Source organism: Acinetobacter genomosp. 15BJ (assembly GCF_000400715.1).
GTDB lineage: Bacteria > Pseudomonadota > Gammaproteobacteria > Pseudomonadales > Moraxellaceae > Acinetobacter.
Genome location: NZ_KE007346.1, coordinates 404,759 through 422,568 on the forward strand (window position 1 = coordinate 404,759; position 17,810 = coordinate 422,568).

The following is a 17,810-nucleotide window of genomic DNA, read 5'->3' on the forward strand; positions in this document are numbered from 1 at the left end:
AAGGGTGGGCAAGTCATGAACGTCATTCAGTAATGACATTGAGTTAAAGGGAAAGATGGTGCAAATGTTTCACAACATTTACAAAGTGTATAAAAAATAAACAAAAACAAACTTAGGGGCGCATATTAAGCGGCAAAACCAAGAATGTCAAATTTTGCACAATAAAAAATTGAGAGTTACATCACAAACCTATGATTTGGAAAAGAATAAAATTTATACACTTTAGTCGTGGCGAAATAAGGCATACAATGCAAAAACTTGTAAATGGACTGTTGTATTAACGTATTTGGGCTTATGAAATCGAATTTAATTACGCGTACTGGACATGATTTATTGGTCGCTGAGCTAAAAAAGCTTTGGCATGACGAACGTCCTGAAATCACTAAAAAAGTAAACTGGGCGGCAAGCCTTGGCGATCGCTCCGAAAATGCTGATTATCAATATAATAAACAAATACTTAGAAAAATAGATCGTCGGGTTCGCTACTTAGGAAAACGTTTAGAAGAATTAAAAATTGTCGATTATGTGCCTGAGCAGGAGGGAAAAGTCTACTTTGGTGCTTGGGTTGAAATAGAAAATGATGCAGGGGAGCAAAAAAAATTGCGTCTCGTGGGTGTCGACGAAATCTATGATCACCATCCACAACATATTTCGATTGAGTCACCCATGGCTCGAGCTTTACTGGGTAAACAAGTGGATGATGAAGTTGAAGTACATACTCCATTGGGCAAAAAACTGTGGTATATCAACTCAATTCGCTATGAAAAACTTGAAAATGTTTAAAATTACAGGGTGTTGATTTTATTTTGAGCGGTTGATGCATTATTTTGAATAAAAGATTTGCCAAGTTGAACTTTTATTTATATGATAGCCGCCATTGGAAGCGTGGCAGAGCGGTTTAATGCACCGGTCTTGAAAACCGACGAGGGTGTGAGTCCTCCGTGAGTTCGAATCTCACCGCTTCCGCCACATTGAAGTTTCTGACACTGTTTAACACTATATAAGTAATTGACTTATAAGGTTAAAGTTAGAAACAAACGATATAGCAGGCTATGACACAGTACGTCAATGAGCGGTTATAAAGTAGTAAAAAATGCAGTAAGATAATCTCTTACTGCATTTTTTTTTGTTTATACGCTATGACTGCACGTGGAATTAATAAACTGACTGCTTTACAGGTTAAAAAAGCCAAAGCGAACCCTGATAAAATGTATAAGCTTCCAGATGGAGGTAATCTTTATTTACGTATCGATTCGAATGGCAGCAAATACTGGATATTTAACTATACCCGTCCCTATATCGCAAAACGCAATGATTTGTCTTTAGGTACTTATCCTGAAGTGACGCTCGAAGAAGCACGTACAGTTCGTGATGAATACAAGAAATTAATCAAGCAGGGCATTGATCCAGCCACAGTACGTTTAGAAACCAAAAATCAAAAACAGAAAGAAGCTGAGCATACCTTTCGTGTGGTCAGTACAGAGTGGCTTAAAAAGAGAGAACTAGAAGGCAAACAAGATGAAGAAACCTTACGCCGATTAAATCATGATGCTTATCCTTACATTGGTGAGATGAGCTTTCCGCAACTGACTGTAGACGTATTAGAAGTCAAAGTATTCCAACGAATTATTGATCGTGAAGCTTTATCTGTTGCTAAACGATTAAAGTCAGATTTAAATCAAATCTTTAAATCAGCACGAAAAAAGAAACTGATTCAATACAACCCAATAGAAGATATTGATTTGCCTAATCCTCAAGGAGGAAATTTTGCAGCGGTAACTGAAGAACAAGACCTCACACCGATGCTGAATAAAATCTGGAATTATTCAAAATTACATGCACGTTGCTTGATCACCACTCAAGTTGCCTTAAAGTTATCAGTCTTGACCTTTCAACGACCCGGAGAAATCCGTAAGCTTAAAAAGGCTTATTACTATCCAGAAGAGCGCTGCTTTAAATTCATTACCAGTAAAACCAAACAACAGCATGTGGTTCCTTTGTCCGATCAAGCATTTGAATTGGTGCAGTCAATCATTGATCTGCATCCACACAGTGAATATCTATTTGTTGGACGTGATGCAAAAACTTATCTATCAGACAATACGATTAATACGGCATTGAAACGCTTGGGCTATGGGGGTAAACAGACGGCACATGGCTTAAGAGCTACAGCACGAACCATGTTGGATGAAATATTGGAACAGCGTGTAGATTATATTGAGCACCAATTAGCACATAAGGTGAAAGACAACAATGGTACAGCCTACAACCGCACCAAATTCCTAAACAATCGTCGAGAGATGATGCAGGAGTGGGCGGATTATTTGGAATCTCTGCTAGATGTTTCAGCACAGAGTTTGTAAAAAGATTTGATCTCATACAAATAAAAGAATAAAAAAGCCTGTCTATGACAGGCATTTAAGCTTTTATGCAACTTTGGGTACTTTCTGTTCAAGCCAACCATTAATTTGACTTTCAGCCCAAGTGGGCATACTTGCCGTTAAATAAGTCGGTTCAGGAAAATCACCTCGACGGATCATTTTCCAAAAGGTAGATTCTGCAATATTTAATAGCCCCTTTGTTGCAGGCTTATACGATAATCGACGATGGCGACCACCACGATCGATATAATCCTTGGCTGTACGCTCAGGATAATTGACTAAATCTTTAACACGATAACGGTGTTCTAGCATGGCATATGCTCCCAGAAATTAATTTGTATTTAAGTCAAGAATCTCATTCACTGGATCCTATCTGACTCGCTATGCCACAATCATATTGATTCATATTAAGGATTAAAATAATACTGGTAAAGTAAAGAATTACTGCACTATAATGATATAAAATATATTTGATAAATAATAAATAATTGGAATGTTTGGTTTATGGCTTATGTTGAACAAGAAGAGTTACGTGTCTTCGTATTTGAAGTGTGCCAAGGCTTTCTTAACTACTGTACAAAATCAAAATATGAGCATGAAATTGAAGCGCCTGATCGAGACGAACTAAATCTCAATGCATTGCTAGAAATCCGCAGTTTTTCCAACGTGGATGAAGTTCAAACAATCATTCAACTTATGCAACAGCCGATTACGGTTCAAAGATATAACACAATTTATTCAAGCCATGACTTTTTTGAGGTTTTAGATGGGCTTGTTAACTTAATAGACGAACTGGAACAACTTACTGATAAACAGATCAAAATACAGTACAAAAGTATACTGAGTAAGTATGCCAGTATGAATGTTGATATTTTATATAGCCGAAAAATTCATACAAGGATTCGAGGGATTCGTGGAGCACAGAAACGCTATCAAGATGTGCTCTATAAAAAGCATCAAGTTATTTTTGATTTTATGTTGAATAAAGCCAAAGAGCAGGGGAAATGGCAAAACTTGAACGCTGCTGTAGATAGTGTTTTATCTGAATTAGATATTCTCCTAAAGCAATTTGACAAGGAATGGATTGCAACACAATTAGCAGAAAAAACTAAAAATCTAGTAAAACTCCAGCAAGAGTTTGATCACTTTAAACAGAATCTTCCACGTTATAAACTTGGCTCAGCCAAAATAATGACAGCCACTCGGGCACAAACCTATACCAATAAAATTAGAGAAATCCGTGTCGAATGTAGTGAACTAAACAAAGCCTTAAATATGCAAGATCCATCAATATTGCTAAAAAAACAACTTCCGTTCAATACAGCCTATCAGCCAGAAGTCATCAAAAACTTGTTAAGAAAAGAAACTGATCTGCTGGCAAAGATCCTGAAAAAACCACAAAAATAATACTTTTGAGGAAAAAATATCTTTTAGTATTTCTTGGGTTTCCCCTCAGCATCAGTCATGCATTCGGTGTAAACTTTATCAATGACAAAATCTAATACATCTGGAATAGATTTATTGAAATACTCTGCTAAGTTTTTTAATTGTTCATGTCTATTTTTAGTTAATGGGAGATGGTGAGGCTTTTTAATTTTACCAGAATCTCTATATTTTTTTTGAGACCACGTTTTTTTCATGTTATTCAAAAATAATTGTTTGGCATCAGAGTTTTTTAAGAAACCCATAAAGTCAAGAGAAGCAAGAACATAAAAATAACGATGTAAAGATTCTGTTGGCTGGTTAGGTAAAAAAACTAAGTTATTTGTTTTTTTTAGATAGTCCCAAGCCCAACTCACCTGTTCAATGTTTTTATCATTTAGCCATTTAATATCCTTATCTTTACTTTCGAAATTAGCCCAAAGCGATTTTATTTGATTTATTTGGTTTATTTTTAAATCCTTACTTAAATTTATACTATCAATTAATTCTATAAGGTAGTTGCGATCATTAGTTTGAATTAAATTAAATACATATAAATTATTCATTTTAATTAATGTATTGATGGTAAATATTATCATTCTTTCGCTTGAGGTTTTAATCCATGCTAAGTCTTTTTCATTAATTAAGAAATTGTCTTTTTCCCTAAGTGTTCTCTCTAGAAAGTACGCTCCATCTCTCTCATTATTGAATAGATTATGTACGATTTTTCTCTTTTCTAAAATAGAGCTAGATTGGACATAAGGGTGATATTGATAAAGTTTATTAAAATTCCAAATCCAATTTATATCTCTATCGGTAAAGCCTCGATCATCTTTAAAAGGCTTGGCATCATTTCCTTGGAGCATTTTGTTATCACTATGTAGAATCTTTAGTGGAATTATAAGTGAAAAACTAGATATATACGAGAGAAAAATAAGCGTTATACTCATGAAATATTAGCGATATATTGAAGATTTTAATAGTTTATTAAATATAAAAAACAAATACTTAGTATTTTATGTAATCGAATTTTATGGTTTTAAGTATTGCTTTGTAACAGATAAACTTGTTCTATAGGTTTTAGATGAATTGAGAAAGGATGAAGTTGTCTTTTCAGAATTAGGAATGAAAATCCTGACTTAACTTTAGCTTGTTCTAAATTCTAAGAATCTGCCTATTGACAGGATGAAGAGTTTTAAAATTTGATGTGTGAGACAGGGATTGATTAAATATTGCTTAATCGGTTATTAATATAATGAATATATATATATCATTTGTATCTAATTAATATTCTATTAATCTCAATTGATTACATACTATGAGCTTTTAAGTAAAAGATAACTAACTCCCTAGTGATATGAGTTAAACCATCACTAGGATATTGATATGTGTATATTACCAACAATTGTAAATGAGTCAGAAGTGCTGATTAGGATAGATCAATTTATACAATCAATCAGCATCAAAGAATTTAATCCACAGCAGTTTAGTTCTGAATTCGTTGAATTATCTTCTTTGTTTAAAACCATATATCAAGTGCATTTAAAGTATAGTATAAGTATTAATGTATTTCGAAGAATGGTACATGCATTTGATGAATATTTAAGCTCATCATCAATCACCACTATTGATGATTTAAAAGAATTTCAGTTACGTTACCTGACAACCATTGCTCTAGAGGCTTATCGTGATATTCAAGATGAATTGATATCGTTTAAGTTACAAGAAAATAAAAATAAGAATGGTTTAGAAGAGTATATAAAACAACTGACACAGCATTATTCTAAATTGCTGTTTATACGGATAGATTTAAGTATTGAGCTAAAGTATCAACATCAGATTGGTATTGAGCAATTCTATGAATATTTACGTACCTTTATAAATCGAATGCAGAATCAAGATACTTGTTTCAAAGACCTACAAGGTTATGCATGGGCGATAGAACAAGGAGGCAAAAAGGGCTACCACTGTCATGTGTTACTGATCTATGACGGACATAAGCATCAGAAAGATTTTGGTATGGCGATACAGGTAGGACAGTGTTGGAGTGAAATCACGGCGAACAAAGGGTATGTCTTTATCTGTAACGCACCTGAGTACAAGGCGCAATTTCAACAAAAGGGGACATTGGGCATCGGTATGATCCATCGTAATAATCCTCAGCAAGTTGAGAATGCGGTCAATGCAGCCATTTATTTAGTGAATCCTGAAAAGGAGAATCAGTATCTGAGAGCTAAAGTGGCTAGAATGAGGAGCTTTGGTAAAGGACAGTATGAGATCGAAAAGCGCAGAAGCTGTGTTGCTTCCACTTTATCAGTAGCGAAAGGCTTTAGGTTGTGTACAGATTACTACGATTGATATGGGAAGGGATGTGTAATGTATTACAGCATTACACATCTTATGGGGAGTGAATCAATCAAATAAGTGCGATAGAGAGGTTAAATCATCTACTTCAGTTTACAGAAAATTGCAGTGCTGATCGATGCTAAATGTTGAATGGCAGAAATTAGAAAATCATTTAAATCGGATATATATATGATTTATATGGGATGAGTCATTAGGCTTACGTTTATCTATCTCAAGATAATTGAGATTTTCAACTAATGCACCTAATTTCTCATAACCATAATTGCGAGGGTCAAAGGAAGGATCACTTTTAATCATATATCCTCCTACTCCAGATAAAGCAGCCCAATCTGAATCTTTAGAGGATGCATTAATAGCAACTCTCAGAGCCTCCTTTAACTTTTTATCTTTAGATAGTTCAACTTTTTTCGTCGTTTTTGGCTGTTTCTGATCTTCTAGTCCGATAATAGATGTTACTTCTTCAACTTTAGGCGTCAAATTTTCAACAAAAATAAATTGATCACATGCAACAATAAAGGCATTTGGAGTCTTTTTTTCACCAAATCCATATACAACTAAACCATTCTCCCGAATTCTTGTTGCTAGTCTTGTAAAATCACTATCTGAAGAAATTAAACAAAATCCATCTAAATGACTTTGATGCAGTAAGTCCATTGCATCAATAATTAAGGCAGAGTCTGTCGCATTTTTCCCTGAAGTATAGCTAAATTGTTGAACAGGTTGAATTGCATGTTTATGTAACTCTTCTTTCCAAGACTTTAGATTTGGTTTAGTCCAGTCGCCATAGATTCTTTTAATGTGCGCTGTGCCGAAACGGGCGATTTCTTTCAATAAGTTTTCACAAACGGAAGCTTGAGCATTGTCAGCATCTATTAGGACAGCAAGTTTTAAATTATTTAATTCAGACATTTTTAAATATTTATCAGTAAATTAATCAAAATTATAACAATAAAATAACAATTTCAACAACTTGTTGTCAATATTTTCTTCTTACATTTTAATTCTGGTTTTCATAAGTAGAAATGCCTAAGATTTTTTTGAGTCAAGTATAGTATTTAGTTTTTATATGCTAAAGTTGAATGGATGATCGATTTCAATTGCAATTATCCACTTACTGAATTAAAAATGAAATCCCCCTCTTGAAGAATTTAGGTCGTTAAATTTAGCGAGGGCTAATATAATTAATTCAAATTTAATCTAACACGCACATTAAATAATGGGTAACTGTCTGATCAGATTTAAGCTAGTAAAACTTAGATTTTATAAATAATTTTTAATTGGATTTTAACATCTAAATTTCGCATAAGAAATTTTATGTCAGATAATAAAAATGTTATTATTGCTCGTCTTATATCTAAGTTTTAGGGAGGTTCTTAATATCTTCATATGCAATGTAACATTCACCTGTTTCAGATGCATGTCTTAACTTTGCTTCTAATAAGACAGGAAAAGGTATGTTTGACTTCAAGCATTGATATATGTCTTTTCCTGAAATACAAACGATTCTATTACCATTTCCAAAAGCAATTAAACCATCACTACTAAATCCTTGCCAACTGATAAAAACACCTCTAGTCCACGAAGCCTTTCCATTGAGTTTCCCTTGAAATGCGTGTAGATCACTAGCAGGAGTTTCTTTACTGTGCCATTTTGCTTCCATTAAATAGTAAGCTCCATCCATTCTGAAACTACCGTCTATTTGTTCCCCAGTATTTCTAAAGCTCCCTTTAGGCGCCATTTGAAACACTTTAAATAGCTCATTTAACCATAGTTCAAATGCATATCCACGAGGATGAGGAAGTAAAAGTTTAATCCTATCCATTTCTGATATTAAATGACTGTAATCAATTCCAATAAATGAGTTTTTGGGTGGTAAACCAGCGGATAAATTTTTGTTTAAAGACTTTATACTTGTTAGCAAAGCATGGTATTCAGCTAGATATTGAGTCGCCCCAGATGCATCTAGAGCCATTCGATATAACCATAATTTATCTAAAATACGCAAAGCAGTATCTGCATCGACTTTTTTTAGAAGGCAGCGTACGCGTTTAGCTTTACTTGTCCCATCTTCTTTGTATTGCTCATCATCAATGTCGATATTGAGTTCTTCATCAAAGAACTGTGTAAGGGTTCTATCACTAAAATCTAGAAGATATCCGCTTTCAGCATTAAATATGCGATTAAATATAGTTAGGTATCTAAGTTTTAATTTCATGAATATCCGTAGTTAAACTATAAGCTGTTATTTTTACTATTTGTTTTGACATGGGGACATATATCTTCCTTTATATTAGTTTATAAAGTCAACTGTCTAAGAGCTTCCCTAACAAAAGTAGAATACAGCTAATGCGTAATGCTTGAATTTTCCTCTTTACCATCAATATCTTAAAGTAACTAGTTCTAGGGTTTAGCGCACTTGAACTGATTTTCATGATTATTCAAGTTCCAGCAGACACCTACTCATTGATCACCATTTAGTGCTTTTATTTATTTCTATTAAACACTCGAATCAATAAGCTAAAATCTTAAAATTAGTGTCAAAGTTTTACTCAATCCGATAAGCATAAGTTCCATTTGCTGTACTGATCCTCACCTCACGAATGTATTTCACCTTACAACGTGGATAAGCCAAAGCCACTGAGCCATAGCGCATATTTTGGTAATCGTACATACGAGTAACGCCACAGTTGCCCCGATTGATTTGGATGCCTGTAATCGTGGTGGCTTGGTCATTGAGCGACGTGATATCAATCTTATCAATATAACCCGTCATTGAACCTTGAGATTCAGCACGATAGACCCGAATATCAAACTGTTCTTCGACCTGTGCTGGTGTTTCAGCTTCAGCTTGTTCAGTATTGAGGGATTCATTTTCCTGAGGGACTGGATTTGATTCTGCTTCAGATAAAACTGGAACTTCATCATGAGGTGTTTTTTGTTCACTTGGATCAGTTTTAGGAGTTTGAGCGGGTTCGGTTGCTTGTGCTTTGTCTTTGCTGGACTACAAGCACCGAGAAGTGTAAATGATAACAACACAGGTAAAATGAGTGAAGTATTAGACATATTTTTCTCTGAAAGATATTGCGGTTTCAACTCAGCTTCGACATGAATATTTGTACTGATTCAATGTTGGGTACTGAGCCGAAACAAAAAAAGTGGAGATTTATTTGTATTGATTTTAAACACTTATTGCTCAACAATAGCACGATAGGTGATTTTGCCATGTGTGGTATACAGATAGACTTCCTTAATTTCCTCAGCAGAACAGCCTTTTAAAACAATGTTAAATATTGCACCGTAATAAGACACACTCGGAAATTTAGTGGTAAATGGCTCTAGCCCTACGACTTTACAGTTTGGATTGTCCATTTCGACTTTATCAATCACATCGTTCACTTCAGACACTACCTTTAGGCGAGTGGTTTCATAAACAGTACTTGTGATGACTTGAAAGTTTGGGTAAGCATCCACAGGGCGGTATTTGACTTCGAGTGCTTCACCTGCCAATAACTCACGTTTAAGCTGAGGTGGTGGAATATCAATATTATCAGCCCCTGTGTAAGTACTATCAGGATCATAACGATCATGGGCAATAGCTTCGGCTTCTTGCTCTTTTACTTGTAGATTAGATTCAGTTTGAGTTTGGGTATCTATAGATGCTTGTGCCTCCGAGGATACTGCTGAGGAATGCTCATCAGGTTTCTTTTGGCAGGCAGAGAGTGTCGACATAATCAAAGTTACTAGGATTAATTTTTTCATAATGGAATCCTCTTACTGTGACGAAAACTGAGTACGTTGCACATACTTCAGCACCGCTAAACCTTTGACGTATAACCATCGGTCATTGCCATTCTCAGCATGATAATCAAAGACTTGATAAGCAAAGTCATCAATATCCATTAACTTTGGCTCTTTTAGGTCTTTGCCTTCTCTAATCATGGCATTCAGATCAGCGCTATATATAAAATAACGGAGTCGATCACCTTTGGGGATGATTTGCCATTGTTTGCTAATCGCAACAAAAGCATTGCAGTTAATATTACCCTCACAGCGTTTCACGACGGGCGCATTGGCTGGTGTATTGATCAATGCCATGACCTGATTCATATCTGCATGACAGACTGAGGTTATAGAAAGGGAGGTAAAAACAGCACCTGACCGTAAAAAGCATTTGATTCGATTATTCATAAAATTGAATCCTGATTATTGTTGTTCGATACATTTTTAATTGAGTGATATTAATTAAACATCGAGATCGGCCATACCACGGCTTTGCCTAAGTTATAGGCATAGCTTCGATCGGCTGTGGCACTGCATCCCTTTAAATAAACAGAAAATAGCAGGGCAATCACGATATAAATTCCAATCAGATAGTGTTTGATTTGCATGACCTCCCTCCTAAGATGTTTGACAAGTTTGTGCAGCGCGATACATTTGCTCGCCAAAATCTTGCGGTAGATCAAGACGACTGACATTTTGTTGAGCCAGCTTCTCCATCACAGCAGGGGAATAATGTGCTTCGAGCTTGTCATAGACACAGGAACAGGTAGAACGATCTGTACCTCCCGATTGACAACCTGCATTAAAGTCACGTTTAGATTTGCTTTCACAACCTGCTAATACAACAGCCGTGAACAGCGTGATCCCAAGAATGGGCAGATGATAAAAAACAGACATGATGATTCTCGCCATAAATAGAGCATGAATGGTGTCTGACTTCAAAAGGCGTAGAAATGAAATGATTTACTGAAGAGGCTTATTGCAGCCAGCCAGTTCAACCAATAGCCAAAACAGCAACATCATCAGCAAAAATCCAATGACAGCAGGTCCCAACCAGATCAATACAGCGACGATTAAAATCAGACGTACAATGATCTTCATTACTGAAGCAATGTAGAGATACGATTCAGCTGAGTGAGGCGAGATAAAATGAGAATAAAGCGAAATTTTAAAAATAAAGAAACAGTCATGATTGACTCCTTTGGCTATAAAGAAGTTCTACCAATTACTGCTAAATAATGGTGGCAGAACGAAAGGGGGTTAGCAGACTGATAGCCAAAGGATCAGCACACCTGAAGGTGTCCCCCTCCCGTTCCACCGCAGAGGGGGCACGCAGGGTCGCCCACCAAAAAGTTAGACTTTTTAGTGTGCTTTGGCTGAACGGTCTGCTAAAACCGACTGGCGATGTAGACCAGCAAACACATCATAATGCCAAGCCTGATTGGGGTCAATTTCATTTACGTACTAAACTGTGATAACGAGCTAAAAACAATCAAAAATAGAATGTAAATAATTTCAGATACATAACACCTCAGTGAAGAAAGCGCGTTTGTTTACCTTACAACAAGGTCAAGGAACAGCAACATTGTTATTCACTATCAGGAGTTTTTTATGCCGTATCGAGATTTTGATCAAGAAGAAGAAGGAATGTTTCCGCAACGTGGAACGATGAAGCCCATGATGCAAGGTTTAGGTTTAACCAATTCACCGACCACTTTAGCCCTATTGGGGATGTCACTGGCACGTTCCTTGGGCTATTCACCTTTTATTGGTGGGGTTGCAGGTGCCATGTTGGGTGGTGTGATTCTAGTCATTGCCGAACAAACGCCAAATAACGCACGATCACCTTTTAGCAAATAGCTTGTTCAGCAAGCATTCAACGCAATCACTACGATCGTAAATAGCATATTCATTTTTAAATTCAAAAAATTAATTATCTTAAATTAGGACTATATTTTATGGCACATCTTATCGAACAAATGGCATATGTGGGTACAACCCCTTGGCATGGCTTGGGCAATAAGCTTTCTCAAAACCAACCGATTGAAGTCTGGGCACAACAAGCAGGCATGGACTGGCGTATAGAATCATCTGATGTTAGCTACATGGCACAAAATCAACGTGGGCAAAGCATTATCATGCCCTATGAAGAACAACGTGTCTTATACCGTTCCGATACCCATGCCCCTTTATCTGTGGTCAGTCAACGCTATCAAGAAGTTCAACCTAAAGAGATTCTACACTTCTACAAAGATTTAACCGAACAATCAGGCTTTGAATTGGAAACCGCAGGCGTCCTCAAAGGGGGTAAGAAATTCTGGGCATTGGCACGCACAGGGCAAACGACAGCACTCAAAGGCAAAGATGTCAGTAATGGCTACATACTCCTCGCCACTGCCTGTGATGGGACACTTGCCACTACCGCACAATTCACTTCAATCCGTGTTGTGTGTAACAACACCTTAGCCATAGCGCTCAAAGGGCAAGACGCCAGTCGAGGTGTGGTTAAAGTACCTCACAGTACCAAGTTTGATGCAGACAAGATCAAACAGCAATTGGGTATTTCAGTGCGTGCATGGGATGAACACATGTATGAAATGAAACAGCTCAGTCAACGTAAAGTGACTCAACAAGAAGCGGCTGCTTATTTCGATGCTGTGTTTAACAATACGACCCTCAGCCAAACAGAACAGGATGAAGGCATCATTCAGTTCTATCGCAATGTGGCTAACAATCAAGTTGAGTCAATTAAAACGAGCGTAACAAAAACAAAAGCAGAACCCAATGGCCGTGCAATGTCGAAAGTGATGACCATGTTCAATGGGCATGGACGTGGCGCAGAGCTCTCCTCAGCTAAGGAAACTGCCTATGGCTTACTCTGTTCCATCACCGAATTTTCAGACCATGAGCGTCGCTCTATGAGTCAAGATCATCGACTGGATTCAGCTTGGTTTGGTGCAGGGGCTGGTTTAAAGCAACGAGGATTAGAACAGGCTTTAAGAATGATTACTTAAGCTTTATATGCAAAGTTTCAAGAGCCTGTAAATTATTTAGACTAAGCATCAGCAAATAAAATATCAAAATTCAACCCATTTTATCTCAAAAAACCACATCTACGGATGTGGTTTTTTTATGCCCTAAATTTATCAATTAGAGGAAATACCCATGAATAGATCACAACCCAGTCATTACAAAACAACAGTCAATAGACCCACCACACCGCCATTATTCCCACCTCAAACCATACCCTCAAAACCGATAACAACAGATCGTCGCAAACTATTTACAGCCAAACGCTTCGTTGAGACCAAAAAACTTAGTCAAGCCGAATGGTTAGAAATACGCAGACAAGGCATCGGCAGTAGCGATTGTGCAGCAGCCTGTGGACTCAATCCCTATATGTCGATGCTAGAACTATGGATGATTAAAACAGGACGCATCCAACAAAATATTGAAGATGAAAGCGAAGGACATGCACCCCTGTATTGGGGCAAACGTCTCGAACCCTTAGTCGCTGAATACTACAGCATGCACACCAACAACAAAGTCCGTCGCGTCAATGCTGTATTGCAACATCCTGACGAAGATAAGCATTTTATGTTGGCAAACTTAGATTACTCAGTTGTAGGAAGCGAAGACGTTCAAGTTTTAGAATGCAAAACCGCTGGGGAGTACGGCGCAAAACTGTGGCGAGATGGCGTACCTTTATACGTGCTATGCCAAGTTCAACATCAACTGGCAGTCACAGGTAAAAAGGCAGCACATATCTGTGTGCTGATCTGTGGGCATGAAACCCGTATCTTCAAAGTGACACGGAGTGAATCGGTGATCCAGCACATCGTCAATGTCGAACGCTACTTCTGGGAATGTGTGGAAAAGGACACCCCACCTGATGCGGATGCATCCGAATCCGCAGCCAAAGCCCTACAACTGCTTTATCCCGAACATATACCACTGAGTACCACAGACTTATCCGAGGACGAACAAGCCAATCAACAGTTTAAACAATTGCTTCAAGCACGACATCAAATTGAAACCAGTCAAGAAAACTTCGATCAACTCAAACATCAATTACAAGCCAAGATGCAGAATGCTGAACGGGCAGTATTTAGCACAGGTTCAGTGACGTGGAAGAGATCAAAGGACTCAATCAGCTTAGACAGTAAGGCGCTACTCAAACTACACCCTGAATATCTCAACCAGTTCCCACAAACGAAACAAGGTTCACGACGTTTCAATATCTATAGCAAAGATGATGAATAAATAAAAATTCATCCTAACTCAAGCCCAAACCCAATTTAGCGCATATCTGCAAAAAATCGCAAAACAGCCCCCGTTCTCTGTAAGCACCGAAGTACTTACAGAGAACAAAATGGACTGAATTGCGAAGTTTAATATGCATTTAAAAATGATTGATTTCTACATATCAACCGAACATTGGTAACAAATAACTGAAGAGGACAACAACATGATTAAAGGCTTAGCCATTACACCACCGATACTTGGACGAATCAGCATTGGTAAGATTGTCGAAAAGAACGGCAAACGCATCCCTGAAAAGGATGATCAATTCACCATTACCTCTCAAATCCAAAACAAGGACGGGTGGGTAAAACATCCATTGGATGAGCAACTACGAGCGAATCAAAACCATCAACAGAATCAAAATCAAACACCCAAATTGCGCTCAATTCCAGTCAGAATGATCTTTAATGATCCTGAATTGAACCTACGAGCAGAATACAGTTTGTTTGATCGACAAACGGGACGCCCTGTATGTATTGGTAATGGTGAGACTTGTCAAAGGCAAACCAACAAAGGCATTGAACAACATCCATGCCCATCACCTGATTTATGTGCATTGGCACAAGGAGGGAACTGTAAACCCTTTGGTCGATTACATGTCAATCTAAATGAGTCGGATGAATTAGGGACGTTTATTTTTAGAACCACTGGTTTTAATAGTATCCGTACTTTGGCAGCTCGCTTGTCTTACTACCATGCAGCATCCAATGGCTTACTTTCATGTCTACCATTGCAATTGACCTTGAGGGGAAAGAGCACCACACAAAGCTATCGAACGCCAGTGTATTACGTCGATTTAACTTTAAGAGATGGTGTCAATCTTGAACAAGCCATTCAAACGGCTAAGGAGATTGACCAACAAAGCAAGGCTTCAGGATTTAATCAACATGCTTTAGATCAAATAGCACGACAGGGTTATGGCAATGCTAAGTTTGAGGTGAATTCTGAAGAGGGCTTGGATTTGGTGGAGGAGTTTTATACGGATAAGAATTCTGAAGAAGAACATCAACAGGTTGAGCATGTTCAGGCTAAATCAAAGGTAAGGGCGAAATCAAAGCCTAAATTGCAGCAAGGGCAAGACTTTGTGCAGGATATACAAAAAGGATTACAGGGGAGTGTGAGGGCGGTGAATTAGGTGTAGAAGAGAATCCGATTTGTAGGATTCTCTTTTTTGCTTGTTAGTCAATTTTTTTTGTGTAATATTATTTAATAAATCAAATAATTGTATAAAAGATAATGAGATCAGAGGCAGATACTAGAGCGAACTATATAGATCCTGCACTTGTGAAGGCATCTTGGCAAGCAGGAAACATTATTCGTGAGCATTATTTTACAGATGGTCGTAAATTAACAGGCGGTACTCGTGGCAGGCGTTGTTTTGTCGATTATCTTTTGTATAAAGATAATCGTTATTTAGCCGTTATTGAAGCAAAAAAAGAATCAGAACATCCAACTAAGGGATTACAGCAAGCTATTGAGTATGCGAAAAAGCTGAATGTGAGATTTGTCTATTCAAGTAATGGTAAGCAAATTTATGAGTTGGACTTAGAAACAGGACGGGGTGATTACATAAATCAGTACCCAACTCCTTTTGAGTTAAGCCGACGTTATGATGATGTTTCATCCGATATTGGTCAAGAGTTAAGGAGTATCCCTTTTTTATTGGAAGGAGTGATGCAACCTCGTTATTATCAAGAGCTAGCAGTAAATGCTGCTACTGATGCTATAGGTCAAGGTAAATCTCGAATTTTACTTACTCTAGCTACAGGTACTGGTAAGACGTTTATTGCTTTCCAAATAGTGCATAAACTATTTCAAGCTCGATGGAACAGCAACAATCTAGGTTTACGACGACCACGCATTCTTTTTTTAGCAGATCGAAACATCCTAGCTGACCAAGCAATTAATACCTTTAATCCGTATGAAAAGGACTTGATCAAAATTAATGGAGATGAAGTTCGTAAGCGTAATGGTGTGGTACCAACAAATGCACATATTTTTTTCGCAATCTATCAGGCGATTGCTGAAAGGGAAAATATTGATGGGTATTACAAAGCTTATCCTAGGGATTTTTTTGACTTAGTGATGATTGATGAATGTCATCGCGGCGCTGCTAATGAAGCAGGTTCTTGGCGAGCCATTCTTGATCATTTTAATAGTGCCGTCCATTTGGGGTTAACGGCTACACCCAAACGCACAGACAATGTAGATACTTATGAATATTTTGGTAAACCCGCTTATGTTTACTCATTGAAAGAAGGTATTAATGATGGTTTCTTAACACCATATCGTGTTAAACGCGTTAGAACTAATTTAGATGAGCTAGTCTTAACTAATGGTGATGTTATCATTGAAGGTGAGGCTAGTCAGGATCTATATCAGGTAGCAGATTATGACCGTAAGATCATCGTTGATGAGCGTACAGAACTAGTTGCGAAAGCTATTTTAGATAATATTAATCTGCTTGAAAAAACTATAGTCTTCTGTGAAAACCAAAATCATGCATTGACTATGCGTGACATGATTAACAAATATAAAACCATACGAGACCCACATTACTGTGTACGGGTGACCAGTGATGAAGGCAAAATTGGTCGTGAACTACTAGAAAAATTCCAAGATAACGACAAAGACATTCCAACCATTATCACTTCATCTCAAATGCTAACAACAGGAGTTGATGCTCGGAATGTTCGCAATGTTGTGCTTGATAGAACTGTTGGTTCAATGGTGGAATTTAAACAAATTGTCGGTCGTGGTACACGTATCTTTGATGGAAAGGACTACTTTACTATTATTGATTTTCGGGGAGCAACGAATAAGTTCTATGATGAGGAGTGGGATGGCGAACCTGAAACACTACGACCTAAAGATACTGGTGGTGATATAACACCAGAACCATATGTTTCAGAGCAGCCAGAAGGAGATGAGGGAGGGGGAACTGGATCAGATGAACCTAAACCTCGTTTAAAAGTTAAGCTAGGACAGCATCGAGAACTTAAAGTAATCGATGTGGAAATCCGTTATATCGATGAAAATGGCAAACCTCTAACCATTCAGGAATTTGTTGAAAAATTAATCCAACAATTGCCAGGTCTATTCAAAAGCGTTGATGAACTGAGGGACATCTGGTCTGATCCTGACCTACGTGAACAATTGTTGGTCAAGCTAGTGCAAGTTGGTTTTAATAGAGAACAGCTATCAACCTTGTGCCGCATCTTTGATGCTGATGAATGCGATATATTTGACTTATTGGCATTTTTAGCATTTGAACAACCTATGGCTACCCGAAAATCTAGAGCAGATGCTGTACGGAAGAGTAGTACTTTCTTTGATAAATATGAACAAGAAAAGGCTAAGCAATTCCTACATTTTGTTTTAAACCGCTATGAACAAACTGGTGCTACAGAATTGGCGCGTGAACGTTTACCAATCTTGATTCAGTTGTCTGGTCTTGGCACTATAAAAGATGCTTCTATGGTTTTTGGTGGTAAATCTGCCTATCTCTTGACAGCCTTTAAACAATTACAACATCAGCTTTATCACGTGAATTGA

At 37.4% G+C, this 17,810-nt stretch carries 19 protein-coding genes and 1 tRNA gene; 10 read left to right on the forward strand and 10 right to left on the reverse strand.

Annotated features, from left to right (window positions below; translation table 11 throughout):
• The first annotated feature begins 294 nt into the window (after positions 1–294).
• The 3 genes from greB (at position 295) to F896_RS14755 (ending at position 2,363) form a co-directional block, all read left to right on the forward strand.
• On the forward strand, positions 295–783 hold the full coding sequence (greB, locus tag F896_RS14765) for a transcription elongation factor GreB (protein ID WP_016162836.1): 489 nt from the start codon (positions 295–297) through the stop codon (positions 781–783).
• A gap of 96 nt (positions 784–879) precedes the next feature.
• Positions 880–969 (forward strand) — tRNA-Ser (locus F896_RS14760).
• Positions 970–1,139: 170 nt separating this feature from the next.
• Positions 1,140–2,363: a tyrosine-type recombinase/integrase gene (locus F896_RS14755; RefSeq protein WP_016162837.1), complete on the forward strand. Its 1,224-nt coding sequence runs from the start codon at positions 1,140–1,142 to the stop codon at positions 2,361–2,363.
• Positions 2,364–2,426: 63 nt separating this feature from the next.
• Here F896_RS14755 and F896_RS14750 read toward each other — a convergent pair whose 3' ends face one another.
• Positions 2,427–2,693, reverse strand: coding sequence for a helix-turn-helix transcriptional regulator (locus F896_RS14750; RefSeq protein ID WP_016162838.1), 267 nt, complete (start codon positions 2,691–2,693; stop codon positions 2,427–2,429).
• A gap of 192 nt (positions 2,694–2,885) precedes the next feature.
• On the opposite strand from F896_RS14750, the gene F896_RS14745 reads away from it, so the two are divergent.
• On the forward strand, positions 2,886–3,788 hold the full coding sequence (locus F896_RS14745) for a hypothetical protein (protein ID WP_016162839.1): 903 nt from the start codon (positions 2,886–2,888) through the stop codon (positions 3,786–3,788).
• Positions 3,789–3,811: 23 nt separating this feature from the next.
• Here the strand turns inward: F896_RS14745 and F896_RS14740 are convergent, their stop codons facing one another.
• Positions 3,812–4,669 carry a hypothetical protein gene (locus F896_RS14740; protein ID WP_032882041.1) on the reverse strand — a complete coding sequence of 286 codons (858 nt, stop codon included), beginning with the start codon at positions 4,667–4,669 and terminating at the stop codon, positions 3,812–3,814.
• A 520-nt stretch (positions 4,670–5,189) separates the two neighbouring features.
• On the opposite strand from F896_RS14740, the gene F896_RS14735 reads away from it, so the two are divergent.
• Entirely contained in the window at positions 5,190–6,161 is a 972-nt protein-coding gene (locus tag F896_RS14735; protein ID WP_016162841.1) for a YagK/YfjJ domain-containing protein, read from the forward strand.
• Between the two features lie 156 nt (positions 6,162–6,317).
• On the opposite strand, the gene F896_RS14730 is transcribed toward F896_RS14735, so the two are convergent.
• The 8 genes from F896_RS14730 to F896_RS20755 form a co-directional block, all read right to left on the reverse strand.
• Positions 6,318–7,079 (reverse strand): NYN domain-containing protein, encoded by a 762-nt coding sequence (locus tag F896_RS14730; RefSeq protein ID WP_016162842.1) that lies wholly within the window; start codon positions 7,077–7,079, stop codon positions 6,318–6,320.
• Between the two features lie 445 nt (positions 7,080–7,524).
• Positions 7,525–8,385: a restriction endonuclease gene (locus tag F896_RS14725; protein ID WP_016162843.1), complete on the reverse strand. Its 861-nt coding sequence runs from the start codon at positions 8,383–8,385 to the stop codon at positions 7,525–7,527.
• A gap of 330 nt (positions 8,386–8,715) precedes the next feature.
• On the reverse strand, positions 8,716–8,943 hold the full coding sequence (locus F896_RS21190) for a hypothetical protein (protein ID WP_016162844.1): 228 nt from the start codon (positions 8,941–8,943) through the stop codon (positions 8,716–8,718).
• Between the two features lie 413 nt (positions 8,944–9,356).
• Positions 9,357–9,929: a hypothetical protein gene (locus F896_RS14720; protein WP_016162845.1), complete on the reverse strand. Its 573-nt coding sequence runs from the start codon at positions 9,927–9,929 to the stop codon at positions 9,357–9,359.
• A gap of 12 nt (positions 9,930–9,941) precedes the next feature.
• Positions 9,942–10,358 (reverse strand): hypothetical protein, encoded by a 417-nt coding sequence (locus F896_RS14715; protein WP_016162846.1) that lies wholly within the window; start codon positions 10,356–10,358, stop codon positions 9,942–9,944.
• Between the two features lie 50 nt (positions 10,359–10,408).
• Entirely contained in the window at positions 10,409–10,558 is a 150-nt protein-coding gene (locus F896_RS20995; protein ID WP_016162847.1) for a hypothetical protein, read from the reverse strand.
• Positions 10,559–10,568: 10 nt separating this feature from the next.
• The gene (locus tag F896_RS14710) at positions 10,569–10,847 is read right to left on the reverse strand and encodes a hypothetical protein (RefSeq protein ID WP_016162848.1); all 279 of its coding nucleotides are present in this window, start codon (positions 10,845–10,847) and stop codon (positions 10,569–10,571) included.
• 66 nt (positions 10,848–10,913) lie between these two features.
• A complete protein-coding gene (locus tag F896_RS20755; RefSeq protein WP_155765777.1) occupies positions 10,914–11,051 on the reverse strand; it encodes a hypothetical protein in 138 nt (45 codons plus the stop codon).
• 510 nt (positions 11,052–11,561) lie between these two features.
• Here F896_RS20755 and F896_RS14705 point away from each other — a divergent pair.
• The 5 genes from F896_RS14705 (at position 11,562) to hsdR (ending at position 17,810) form a co-directional block, all read left to right on the forward strand.
• Entirely contained in the window at positions 11,562–11,810 is a 249-nt protein-coding gene (locus F896_RS14705; protein WP_016162850.1) for a hypothetical protein, read from the forward strand.
• Positions 11,811–11,908: 98 nt separating this feature from the next.
• Positions 11,909–12,964, forward strand: coding sequence for a DUF932 domain-containing protein (locus F896_RS14700; protein ID WP_016162851.1), 1,056 nt, complete (start codon positions 11,909–11,911; stop codon positions 12,962–12,964).
• 151 nt (positions 12,965–13,115) lie between these two features.
• A complete protein-coding gene (locus F896_RS14695; protein WP_016162852.1) occupies positions 13,116–14,213 on the forward strand; it encodes a YqaJ viral recombinase family nuclease in 1,098 nt (365 codons plus the stop codon).
• Positions 14,214–14,418: 205 nt separating this feature from the next.
• Positions 14,419–15,390, forward strand: a complete 972-nt coding sequence (locus tag F896_RS14690) for a recombination directionality factor (RefSeq protein WP_016162853.1) — start codon at positions 14,419–14,421, stop codon at positions 15,388–15,390.
• 101 nt (positions 15,391–15,491) lie between these two features.
• Positions 15,492–17,810, forward strand: coding sequence for an EcoAI/FtnUII family type I restriction enzme subunit R (hsdR, locus tag F896_RS14685; protein WP_016162854.1), 2,319 nt, complete (start codon positions 15,492–15,494; stop codon positions 17,808–17,810).